This is a genomic window from Flavobacterium sp. AJR, from assembly GCF_002156885.1.
GTDB lineage: Bacteria > Bacteroidota > Bacteroidia > Flavobacteriales > Flavobacteriaceae > Flavobacterium.
In genome coordinates this window covers 55,530-68,079 of record NZ_NCWQ01000042.1, presented here as the reverse complement: position 1 = coordinate 68,079, position 12,550 = coordinate 55,530, and the positions used below count along the sequence as shown (strand labels likewise).

11 protein-coding genes are annotated in these 12,550 nt (G+C 33.6%); 10 read left to right on the top strand and 1 reads right to left on the bottom strand.

Annotation, left to right across the window (positions count from 1 at the left end; translation table 11 throughout):
- Nucleotides 1-197: 197 nt before the first annotated feature.
- From B8T70_RS12555 to B8T70_RS12510, 10 genes are all read left to right on the top strand, one after another.
- Nucleotides 198-1,070, top strand: a complete 873-nt coding sequence (locus tag B8T70_RS12555; RefSeq protein ID WP_039116192.1) for an AraC family transcriptional regulator — start codon at nt 198-200, stop codon at nt 1,068-1,070.
- 127 nt (nt 1,071-1,197) lie between these two features.
- Nucleotides 1,198-2,559 (top strand): MATE family efflux transporter, encoded by a 1,362-nt coding sequence (locus tag B8T70_RS12550; RefSeq protein WP_086895068.1) that lies wholly within the window; start codon nt 1,198-1,200, stop codon nt 2,557-2,559.
- A gap of 161 nt (nt 2,560-2,720) precedes the next feature.
- Nucleotides 2,721-3,983: an MFS transporter gene (locus tag B8T70_RS12545; RefSeq protein ID WP_086895067.1), complete on the top strand. Its 1,263-nt coding sequence runs from the start codon at nt 2,721-2,723 to the stop codon at nt 3,981-3,983.
- A 193-nt stretch (nt 3,984-4,176) separates the two neighbouring features.
- Complete coding sequence (locus tag B8T70_RS12540; protein WP_086895066.1) at nt 4,177-5,070, top strand: AraC family transcriptional regulator; 894 nt, start codon at nt 4,177-4,179, stop codon at nt 5,068-5,070.
- Between the two features lie 116 nt (nt 5,071-5,186).
- Complete coding sequence (locus B8T70_RS12535; protein ID WP_242667470.1) at nt 5,187-6,095, top strand: DUF6268 family outer membrane beta-barrel protein; 909 nt, start codon at nt 5,187-5,189, stop codon at nt 6,093-6,095.
- 43 nt (nt 6,096-6,138) lie between these two features.
- Nucleotides 6,139-6,552 carry a DUF2141 domain-containing protein gene (locus B8T70_RS12530; protein WP_086895065.1) on the top strand — a complete coding sequence of 138 codons (414 nt, stop codon included), beginning with the start codon at nt 6,139-6,141 and terminating at the stop codon, nt 6,550-6,552.
- Nucleotides 6,553-6,578: 26 nt separating this feature from the next.
- Nucleotides 6,579-7,301, top strand: coding sequence for an ABC transporter ATP-binding protein (locus B8T70_RS12525; protein ID WP_086895064.1), 723 nt, complete (start codon nt 6,579-6,581; stop codon nt 7,299-7,301).
- Between the two features lie 16 nt (nt 7,302-7,317).
- Nucleotides 7,318-8,256, top strand: a complete 939-nt coding sequence (locus tag B8T70_RS12520; RefSeq protein ID WP_086895063.1) for an HlyD family secretion protein — start codon at nt 7,318-7,320, stop codon at nt 8,254-8,256.
- A 104-nt stretch (nt 8,257-8,360) separates the two neighbouring features.
- On the top strand, nt 8,361-9,500 hold the full coding sequence (locus B8T70_RS12515) for an FtsX-like permease family protein (protein WP_086895062.1): 1,140 nt from the start codon (nt 8,361-8,363) through the stop codon (nt 9,498-9,500).
- A 10-nt stretch (nt 9,501-9,510) separates the two neighbouring features.
- Nucleotides 9,511-10,857, top strand: coding sequence for a TolC family protein (locus B8T70_RS12510; RefSeq protein WP_086895061.1), 1,347 nt, complete (start codon nt 9,511-9,513; stop codon nt 10,855-10,857).
- Nucleotides 10,858-10,945: 88 nt separating this feature from the next.
- On the opposite strand, the gene B8T70_RS23810 is transcribed toward B8T70_RS12510, so the two are convergent.
- Nucleotides 10,946-12,517: a lytic polysaccharide monooxygenase auxiliary activity family 9 protein gene (locus tag B8T70_RS23810; protein ID WP_086895060.1), complete on the bottom strand. Its 1,572-nt coding sequence runs from the start codon at nt 12,515-12,517 to the stop codon at nt 10,946-10,948.
- Nucleotides 12,518-12,550: the final 33 nt, after the last annotated feature.

Below are 12,550 nucleotides of genomic sequence, written 5' to 3'. Positions count from 1 at the left end.
TTTCACATAGCTAGTCCCGATCCCGAAGCATCGGGACGGGATGCATTTAAAACAAGTGAAACGCCTTTTTTGTGCGTACAATACCTATGTTTCTATGTGTTAAGATTAATTGCGCCCAACGGGTTAATTATAATATTTAAGCACCTCTTAAAGAAAGTAATAAGGAACAGATTCCAATACATTAACTAATTAAAAAAATGAAAACGGTCAAATTTCATAAAACAGAATGTGGTGTTGAAGTGCTTCTAAATGTATTGCACGGCGATATGCTGAGCGAAAGATATCTAGAGCGCGATACTTACAATACTGATTTTTTTGAAATATTGCTTTTTAAGACTGCCAAAGGATCTCTGATTTTAAATCAGCAGAAGATCGATATAAGGGACAATACAATTGTTTTTATTTCTCCCTTTCAAAAAAGGCAATGGACTTTAGAGAAAGAGGGATTGGATTATACTGTTCTGGTTTTTCAGGAAAATTTTCTTAATGATTTTTTCTCAGACAAATTCTTTACATATCGCCTTTTGTATTTCTATCAATTGAATTATCCTTTAAATATTAGTATTGAAAAGGAAGAGCTTCAAAAAGCACTTGGTCAGCTTATGGAAATCAAATACGAACTTGTTAATAGCAAAACAGATAGTATTCATATTATACGATCTCTTACTTATTACCTACTTTTGAAGTTTAACAGAATATATGCTAATGCAAATAATCTTTCAATTGATAGGGCCGAAAATAATTTTGCATACCAATTTAAACAGTTATTGGAAATACATATTAGGCAGAAGCAGCGAATTGACTACTATGCCGATTTATTAAATGTGAGCAGGATTACAATAAACACTTGTGTGAAAAAGCAGTTTAATGTAACCGCGACAGAGCTCATAAAACAAAGACTGCTTTTTGAGATAAAGAATGACCTGATACATTCCGGAAAGACTATTGCTGAGATTGCTTATGATCTTCATTTTTCTGAACCTGGACATATGATGCGATTTTTTAAAACACAGACAGGAATAACCAGCAGTCAGTTCCTCTCAGATTACCAAAATGGTATATTTTCATAACATTTTATAAGGGTATTACAGAATAAGATAAATTTACAACAAAAGAATTACTATACTTTAAATGAAAGTTTACAGCATGGCAATTTCAATACATTTAAATCTGCCTCAAGGCAATTAATTTTTCAATATGATCAAAAAATACAAATCCAATAAGATATATTACCAAAGTACAATAACGCTTGCAGGACCTGTTGTAATTTCTCAGCTGGGGCATACCCTGGTGCAGACTCTCGATACAGTTATTATTGGGCATTATGCAGGAACTATATCATTGGCAGCAGTCTCGCTGGTTCATTCTGTTTTCATGGTAGTTTTAGTCATAGGATTAGGAGTTGCCTACGGCTTAACACCTTTGATTGCACAAGAAAATGGAAAATCAAATTTTAAGGAATGTGCCGAGCTTCTGTCAAACAGTTTATGGCTTAATGTCGCGTCTTCAATTTTTCTTTTTTTAGTAGTGTACTATGGTTCTATGTTTGCCATGCAGCATGCAGATCAGGATCCTCAGGTAGTCGAAACAGCAAAACCTTATTTACTTATTTTAAGTTTATCTATTATACCCTTAATGATATTTCAAACTTTCAAACAGTTTGCAGAAGGACTGGGCTTTACAAAACAAGCAATGTCCATAACGATATGGGGAAATGTGCTCAACGTAATTATCGCAGTAATTCTGGTAAAGGGAATGTTTGGTATCGAGCCAATGGGAGTTAAAGGAGTTGGAATTGCAACATTGATAGATAGGATTTTAATGATGCTAGTTATGATGTGGTATGTACTTCGCTCAGAAAATTTTAGAATTTACCTGCACCATTTCTCCGTTAAGTTTATTGATTTTTCAAAAATTGCAAAAGTGGTAAAAATAGGATTACCTGTTGCCATGCAGTATGTGTTCGAAATTGGAGTATTTGCAGTTGCTGCTTTAATGGCGGGTCATATAGGCGCAATTGAACAAGCTGCCCATCAAACAGCAATAACACTTGCCGCAATGACCTACATGATGGCAGGAGGAATTGCATCGGCTGCAACTATTAAAGTCGGAAATAGTTTCGGAAATAAAAATTACAAAAGACTTCAAAAGTTTGCTTATGCATCCTATCATTTAGTTATCATTTTCATGATGTTCTTTGCTGTAATTTTTACAATATTTAATCAATATTTACCTTACTTAATAACAAATGACGTAAATGTTGTAGCGCTGGCTGCGCAATTATTAATAATTGCTGCAATATTCCAGCTCTTTGATGGTACACAGGTAGTTGGACTAGGAACACTAAGAGGAATGGGAGATGTAAACATTCCCACTTTTATAACCTTTGTTGCCTATTGGATTATTGGTCTGCCTGCAGCCTATGTTTTAGGTATGCACTTCAATTTAGGTGTAAATGGAATCTGGTATGGTCTGACTCTTGGCTTGTTAACATCGTCTGTCTTACTGTATTTAAGATTCCGATATGTAATGAATAAGGTCTTGGGAAAAAATCTATAAGCTAATATTAATCTCTAAATAGTCAGCATAAAAAGATAATTTATGGTCATTTATCAATCAGATAAAATGATTTTAGATGCAAAGAAATATCCTATTTTAATAGAACCTCCATATCTTTAAAAAATAAAGAGAAAAAAACATCATTTTATACACATCTATAAATGAAAAAATCAATAGTTGAGAGTACATCTTTTACTCCTTACCAAAAAATTATAATTGTTATATTATTCCTTTTACAATTTACGGTCACATTAGATTTTATTGTTATTTCTCCTCTCGGGGATATGCTGATTAAAAACCTTGATATGACTACATCTAGTTTTGGCTTTGTAGTTTCAGCTTATGCTTTTAGTGCGGGAATATCAGGATTACTGGCTGCAGGATTTGCAGATAAATTTGATAGAAAAAAGATTTTAATTTTCTTCTATACCGGATTTATTATTGGTACTATTTTCTGTGCTATCTCTTCCAGTTACTTAATGCTCCTTATAGCAAGGATTGTTACAGGACTCTTTGGCGGTGTAATCGGATCCATTTCCCTTGCCATAGTAGCTGATTTATTTTTGATTAATCAAAGAGGACGTGTTATGGCCTATATTCAAATGGCATTTGCTGCAAGCCTGATTTTAGGAATACCGGTAGGTGTTTATTTTGCCAATAATTGGGGATGGCATTCGTCCTTTATTATGATTGCAGGTATAGGTATTTTAATCCTTATTGCGATTGTCACTCAAATGCAGTCCATAAACAAACATCTAGAATTCCAATCCAGTAAGAATCCTTTTCTCCATCTTTGGGGCACATTAAACAATAAAGAATATAGGATAGGTTTTACTGCCATTGCGCTTTTGTCTATTGGCGCTTTTATGCTCCAACCCTTTGGAACCGCTTTTATGGTTAATAATTTACATATTAGTCAACTGCAGTTACCTATGATATTTTTCCTTATAGGACTTTCAATACTTATAATAATGCCGTTGATTGGAAAATTAAGTGATAAATTTAATAAATTCAAGCTATTTACAATAGCATCTCTTCTCTCAATAATTATGGTTATAATTTACACCAATTTAAATCCCATAGCATTATGGGAAATCGTAGCAATAACTATAGTATTGTATATGGCAATAATGAGCCGAATGATACCAGCTTCTACTCTAAATACAGCCATTCCAGAAATAAAAGATCGCGGTGCCTATATGTCTGTAACTTCTTCATTGCAACAAATTGCTGGAGGGATTGCTGCTGTCTGTGCTGGTTTTATTGTACATCAGGATACTAAACAATCGCCGCTGGAAAACTATGATATACTAGGATATGTATTTGCCGCAATAACGCTTTGCACCATATTTTTAATTTGGAGAGTGAATCAATTAGTGAGACTAAAAAATACTCTTACAAAAATATCTCAGGAAGTTATATAAAATACGCACTAAATTATGATGTGAATATTTAATTAATTTTATTTCTTGGTTGAGATCAATTCACTCATTTCTTCAAATCTTAAAGGAAATAGTTTATAAATTATCTCGTAAGGCTCACAACATGAGCTCCCCTACTCAACCTTCAATCAAATAAATCATATCATTCCAATAAAAAAATAATTAAGTTTGTAGCATGGAGAAGACTATCAAAATTATTTCATCAGAGGAATTTCCAAGAGAATTTATGTCTGATGCTTCTTTAGAGTTTGATTTTTTAAAAACTCCTTTACAGATATATGATCTGAATACAACAACAGAGTATATACAAATTCCAACTCCCCTTTTTAGACCTGATTATAATTTTATGGTCCATGTTACTAAGGGTAATGCAAAACAGCAAGTAGATAATGAGGTAATATCATTAACAGAAAATGATGTTTTGTTTATAAAACAAGGCCATATTACAGCAATGAAAGAAATTGATCTGGTAATTACGGGTCATTTTATTTTATTTGAAGAAAGCGTCCTCAATCATATTTTGTCTAAACAAGAGTTGATACAGATTTTTGCCACTAATTCGGTTATTAAACTACCCAAAGAAACTAGTATATGGCTTAATTCTTTATTTTGCTTATTAGGTCAGGAATTTCGAAATGAAAATTCCAATATTGAAATTTGTTATTCGCTTATGCAAGCAGCCTTTCAAAAAATAATTTCTTCAAATAAAGAACTTAATAAAACCGTACATCGTGGTAATGAAATCACTTTTTCTTTTAAAGAGTTGGTTTATAAATTCCATAGCCAGGATAAATCGGTATCCTTTTATGCAGATAAATTAAAAATTTCTGTAAATTATCTCAATAGATGCATTAAGCAAACCACCGGAATAGCCCCAAAAGAATGGATTAACAACGTTAGTATCCTGCAAAGCCAAATTCTTTTACAAGATTTGACTAAAGATATCTCCGAAATTGCTTTTGAATTGAATTATGAAGACCCTTCGTATTTTGGACGACTTTTCAAAAAAATAACTGGTACAACTCCTTCACAGTATCGAAGTTCACTTAGGCACGATTTGTCCGAATAAAGGCAAGCTAAATCCTAGCAACAATTATTGTTTTAACCACACCTTTGTCTTAAGAAAATCTTAGAGGGCTAATGCAGCTCGTGTGTTTAAATTTAATAAATGTTATTTTGAAAAAAGTGCTATCATTGGTTTTATTAACCTTGTTTATTTGCCTTCCTAATAAATTTTATGCTCAATTAATAACTGATGGCGCAGGGATTGGCGTTACTATTAATGGAAAAAGCAGCTTTAAGAATTTATCTTCGGCAGATCCGTATTATGGGAACAAATTCAAATATAATACGTACGATTTTTGGTTGCCAATACCATCTTTTAAAATTGGAAAAACTCGTATTCTTGGAACAGTCAACTACCGTATTTTAGACTTTACATTCGATAAGAAAATTGAAGTTAGTCCGAATTACATCACAAAAATACAAGAGATAAAACCAACTATTGTAGTGCGGCATCCTTTTGGAAAACGATGGGCAGTTTTTGGAGTTTTAATACCAACTATTGCTTCAGATTTTAAAAGCTCCTTTTCGATGAATGATATGGTATATGATGGGATTTTTGGAGTCTCAAGAAAATTCGGAGAAAAATCAAATCTCGAAATCGGGATTGGTCCTCATATCATGTATGCTTTTGGAAAATTTCTGATAACACCTGCCGTATCTGTCGATTATAAAAGTAACAACGGTAAGTGGTTTGCACAGCTATACTGGCCAAGAGTTAATATTTTTCGAAATCTCGGCAATAACACACAAATTGGTGTAGCAGGATCAATAGACTGGACACTTCACAACTTACAAAATTACAAGAATGATGAGAACCTGGAGATTGATTATGCTCAGTTCTCGGCTATTCACGGAGGCTTACAAATTAATCAACGTCTTTTTGATGGTTTTTGGCTTCAACTACAAGGAGGTCTCGGATTTGCAAACAAATACACTTTATATAATTCTAATAATGATACCATTAGCAACTATAAAGCAAAAGAAATGCCTTATGTAAAGATGATGCTAACCTACCGTTTTGGAAAATAATTGCAAAATAAAAATCAATAACAATAAATAAAAAAAAGGAAAAATGATGAAATTAATTCTTAGTATTCTACTATTAGGAGTGTCGTATTTTACTAATGCGCAACAATTAAAAATGAATGTTGATGTGACCAATGTTCAAAAAGGAAAAGGCAGTGTCGTATTGAATGTTTACAACAAAAAAGAAAACTTTCTTAAAACCGCTTACTTTACCAAGGTTCAAAAGGCAAATCAGGGAACTATAAAATTTCAAATCGATTTGCCAAGAGGAACTTATGCTATTACCGTTTTTCAGGATTTAGATAATAACGGCAATCTTAATAGCAACTGGTTAGGAATTCCTAAAGAGCCCGTAGGAAACAGCACTAATTTTAAGCCTGATGGTGGAGCGCCAACATTTAGTGATTGCTCAATTTATGTTTTAAATAATGATTCTACAATTACAATTGACCTCAATTAAGAAAACTTAAATTATGATATCAAATTATGGAAGAGGCAACTTTTAAAAATAGAATTATTGCAGAAATAAAAGGTGCCTGCAAGGAATATCAAACGGGCGATACATTAATTACAGCCTTACAACCTACAACTGTTCAATTTAAAACCAGAGAACTTACATTGATAGTAGGTCCTTCGGGTTCAGGAAAAACTACTTTGCTCTCCCTGTTAGGTTGTGTTATCTACCCCACAAAAGGAGATGTTTTTATAGATGGTCAACAAGTAAATACACTTTCGGCCAAAGAATTATCGATTTTGAGGTTAAATAAAATAGGATTCGTATTTCAAGGCTTTAACCTTTTGGCTCCGCTTAATTCTTTAGAAAACGTTATGATGCCGCTACAACTTATGAATTTAAGTGATACTGAAGCAAAGAAAAAAGCAGAGAAAGCATTGGAATTAGTCGGGATGAAAGATCGAATGAAAAACTTACCCAAAATGCTAAGTGGTGGTCAGCAGCAAAGAGTTGCAATTGCACGAGCCCTGGTAACCAATCCGCCAATAATGCTTTGTGATGAACCAACGGCTGCATTAGATGTTAAGAGCGTTGGTTTGGTAATGAATGAGTTAAAAGCACTTGCCCAAAATGGTAAGAGTGTTATTGTTGTTACACACGATATGCGCCTTAAACAATTTGCTGACAGAATTATTTATGTAGATAATGGGATTGCAACCGAGAATGAAAATCTAGCATTTATTGAAAATCATTAAACCAATATTATAAAGAATGAAATATATTTTAATTTATCTAATAGCTCTGTTTTTTTGCAGTTGTAGTAAGAAAGAAGAAAAGATATCAAATCAGGTATCAGATCACAAGGAAGTTCCTCTATCGGGTATTGTAGGGCTTGGTCGCATAGAACCTGACGAGAAACTATCCTCATTAGCGACAGAAGTGGGAGGCATTGTTGTAGCTATCCATAAGAAAGAAAATGATGTGGTTATTAAAGGGGATCTAATTATTGAATTGGATCATGCTGTTCAGGATGCCAAAAAAGACCAAATTAAGAGTAGAATTGAAACACAAAGAATCGAAATTAATGTTGCACAACTAAACTTAAGAGAACAGAAAATAAATTTATCCAATAAACAAATTGAGTTGGAGCGATTGAGAAACTTACTTAAAGAAGGAGCCGAAACAAAACAAAATTTTGATAATCTGGAAACAGAAACCAAAATTTTTCAAACGAATGTAGAACAATTACAAGCGCGGGTTTTGATAGCAAATTCACAACTTCAGGAAATTAAACAAGAGTTGAAAGTTTCAAATAAGGAATTGCAACAGTATTTGGTAAAAGCACTAAGCGATGGACAAATTTTGACAATGAATGCTACTAAAGGTGCTGCACTATCACCAAATCAATCATTTGCAGATTTTATTCCAAAAAGCAAATTGGTTGCTACTTGCGAAATTGATGAGCTGTTTGCAGACAAAATTAAAAAAGGGCAAAAGGCTATTATCCGCCAAATTGGTTCCAATAAAACTATCGGTTCTGGTGTTGTAGTTTTTACTTCTTCGGCACTTAAGCGCAAATCGCTTTTTTCTGAAAAGGCTGGCGATCAGGAAGACAGAAGAGTTCGGGAAATAAAAATTCTATTGGCAAACCAAACAAAGTATTTAATTAATTCCCGAATTGAATGTGTTATTCAAACATCAAATAAGTAAGATAAACAAACAAGAATGGAATTAGATATACCTTCAAATTGGTTGCAAATACCAATCTGGATATGTAAATACAATGTTCCATTATAAACAAATAGCCTCTAAAGATGAATTCTATTATTAAAATAGCTTGGAAGTTTATCCACTTTGATAAAACAAAAAGTATAGGAGTAGTTGTCGGAATAGTAATAAGTACCTTTCTTATTGGTCAGCAAATCGGCACATTTAATTTTTTGACAGGACTAATGAGTGTGTTGGTAAAAAATACAACATCAGACATTTGGGTTGTTGATAATAAGACGACAGATGCCAACCAACTTAGCCTGATTGACTCGAGAAAAGAAAAAGAGATTAAGAGCCTGCCAGGTGTTAAAGAAGCATTTCCTATTGTTATGACAAATGGGAAAGCTAAATTTTCTGGAGGAACCAGTGCTGTCGTAAACATTATAGGCAGCGAATACCCTTATTTTAAAGCAGGTCCTGACAGCACTAAAATAATAGAAGGAAAACTTCCAGATTTATTACAAGAAGCGGGTGTCTCTGCAGATTACTTTGATCGGAGCAATTTTGGAGGTTCATCAAATGTTGGAACCTATTTTGAAATTAACGGAAAAAGAGCCGTTATTATGTTACAAACTAAAGGAATACGAGGTTGGGGTGGTTATTTAATGTACACCTCAATAGATAGGGCAAGATATTATGGTAATATTTCTTCCACTAATATAAGTGCCTTAATGGTCAATGTAAAAGAAGGCGAAGATGTGAATCATGTTGTAAATCAAATCAATAATTCTATTTATGGAGTAAGAGCTTGGCGTACATCATCCCTGAGTTCCTCTACTATAAAAAGTGTTTTGGCTTCTACTGGCTTAGGTGCCAGCACAGGATCTTTGGTGGGATTTGCTATCATTGCCGGTTTTTTTATTATTGGTCTCACAATGTATTCGTCGGCACTTGACAGGATTAAAGATTATGGAACTTTAAAAGCAATTGGCGCTACCGATTCGTACATCCGAAAGTTAATACTTACTCAAGCTACTTTGTTTGCTGTTGTTGGCTTTCTAATTGCTCTGGTTTTCTTAATGGGTTTTAAAAAAGGCATGTATCAATCGGGAATAGTAATCGATTTTAGCCCAATAATACTCTTCTCCATCCTAATGGTCACTTTTTCTATTTCGCTATTTGGGGCTGTGTTTGCTATTAGAAGAATAAAAAATGTAGAACCTGCTTCAGTATTTAGAGGCTAAAAAAGTTATTATGACAAAAAACAATTCAATTAATATCTTCTTTATAGGATGTCTTATACTCATAGGCATTTCAAAAATGAATGCGCAAAGTGTAGTATGGTCATTAAATAAAGCAATTGAAGAAGCACAAAAGAATCGAAAATTATTGGCTTCGTTGGAAACTGAATATAAAATCAATCAATTAAAGACAAAAGAGTTAAATGCAAAATATTTACCCCGAGTATCGCTGAATTACAATTATCAGTATAATCCAATTATTGCTACAAATGTTTTACCTGCAAGCGCATTTAACTCTGGGGCTTCTTCAAGTGATATGATTCCGATAAAATTAGGCGCTAATTATTCTCAAAATGCAGGTATTTTGCTGCAACAACCTTTACTGGATATCTCCATTTCAAAATTAATTGCAGAGTCTAAGTTACACGAGAAACTAGCCAATTTAAGTGAAAAAGAAGCAAGATTGGAACTTACTTATGAAGTTTCAAAAGTGTATTTTAATATATTGGTAACAGAGGAACAAGTAAAAGAAGCTATTGGTGATACCACTCGTACAGCATTAAGCCTGAAAACTATAACCCAAAAATATAATAATAAAAGAGTTTTAAAAGTTGATGTAAATGACGCCAAAATAACGCATAATAATGCTGTACAAAAATATCTTAATGCAACAAATAACGCATTGGTTCTAAAACAGTATATTTTGTATGTTACAGGAAATGAATCTTCCCTAGCTTCTTCAATGATATTAGAGAAGTATAATATGAATGAAAACATTACTGATCTTGATGAAAATCTAATTCTGGCTTTGCCTCAGATCGAAATTTTGAAAACACAAAATGAAGTACTAGAGAATAAAAAGAAACTCGAAAGAGCCAAACATAGTCCCATGATTAGTGCCAATGGTTATTTAGGAACAGATCAGTTCACAGAAAACATGAACCCTTTTCAGCAAGACAGTTGGTATGGGAATAGTTATATTGGTATCTCATTAAAGTTACCTATTTTTTTTGGAGAGAATACGGCAAAAAGAATAGATCAATTAAAATTCCAGCAAGAGCAAAATAATAATCGAATTGTTGAGGATGTTAATAAAAACAAATACAATGCCCTGAATGCTAGTGCTACGTATAATAACGTCTTGCAACAGTTAAAAACGGTACGTGAAAATAGTAAACTCACTTCCGAAATGGTACTGGTTTATCAGGAGCGATATAAGTTTGACCAAATATCGTTTAATGAACTAAATGATAAAGAGATTCAATTGCAAAATCTGGAACTAGCCTATAATCAACTTCAAAAAGAATTAATAGTGTCGTGGCTTAATTGGAAAAAGGCTGCGGGAAAATTAGTTTTATAATATTCAATACGGGATTAATTAAAATTTCAAAAAAAGCCGACTCTGTTTAAGAGTCGGCTTTATTGCAATATCATTAATTTAGGTAGTCTTATGATTTTGGTTCACATGCTTCTGAACCAAGATTTTGCCACATAGAGCCTGTAGAACTACCAGGTTCGTTACCTGGCTCAGCTTGATAACTGGCTTTCCATTGAGAATGATTATGATTAACATAACTGTTGGTTTCATAACTTCTTATATTATTCCAGATCGTCGCTATATTACTAATCAACTTCCAGCCATCATTTATATCTGGTTGTAGTTCTCCGGGATTAATATAATGTTTGTTTTCCCATACTAAGCCTTTATAACTTACCTTATGGGTTCTTTCTCCAGGATAAGCTATAGTAGAGTTCCAAACCGGATAATCACCTGCAGTATCATCAACACATTTCCCCGGTTCTGGGTCATCTTGTAATACAGTCAATTTTGCAACAGCAGTGGCTGTCTGATTTTTACTGTCTGTAACTGTACATGTAATATCAAATACTCTATGATTTTCCACATTAGCTGTTACATAAGTGATATGAAACATATTGTGATCAATATCTGGAGATGTCAAGGGATCAGGTAAATTCCATTTATAAGTAAATGGCCCCTCCCCGTCTGAAACCATTGCATTAAATTTAGCATCGACACCTTTTTTTACAGTCAGCAAAGCAGGCATAATCTCTAATGTTGGTAATGACGGAACTGAACTATCTTTTACTATTAAATCAGCATAAGCTTCGGTAGTTTTACCATTTTTATCAGTCACCTTACACGTAATATCAAATCTTTTATTACCTACCACATTATCTGTAGTATAGGTTACATTCTCTTTATCAAGACTATTGCCACTAGAACCTAATCCTGAAGGCAAGTTCCATAAATAAGTAAATGGAGCTTCTCCCTCTGCAGAACAACTAAAAAAGGCTGTGTTTCCTTTTTCTACCTCTACTTCATTAGGTGTAATATTTACTATAGGTGCAGGTTCTGGATTTTCGGAATCATCAAAATCAAGATCAAATGTTTGATAAAATGCATGAGCAGTGTCAGAGACAATCCATGCTACTATCATTACATGATGCCCTTTTTTTTGAGGAAGTACTACACTGGTTTCGGTTGGTGCTGCTCCATATGGAAGTGGAGTTGCATAATGATGCATATTAAACGGTACAGGCTCAAGCTGATCTCTAGTTATTCTTTCATCAGGATTCCAGCCATCTTTAGTAATCCAGTGATTATATCCTCTGGTGGCATGAGGAGCATTATAACTCCATCTCATTCTAAAATTTTGACCCGAATTAACTTTTGTTTTTGGCCATACTTGCCCTTTTTTTGCTTGCAACTCACGGTCGGTACAATTTACGATGTCCCAATCAGATCCAGATTCGTTTGTCCAGCCTCCACTATTTATATAATTATCCGGAGGTACAGGTCTGGTGTGAGGACCACCTTGTTCATCTTGTGGATATTTATCTAAACCGGAACTTACTATTGTCGTAAAAAATTTACCTCCCTCAAATTGATTTATGTTCCAATCGAGTAACCATCCCAGATCATAAGCGAGTCTTCCGCGCGTGTTGAATGCATAACCGTGCCTGGTTTTTTTTACAGTTTTTAATTTTGCTTCTTGCATAATTTTTAGGTTTTAAGTTAATATTGTAAGATT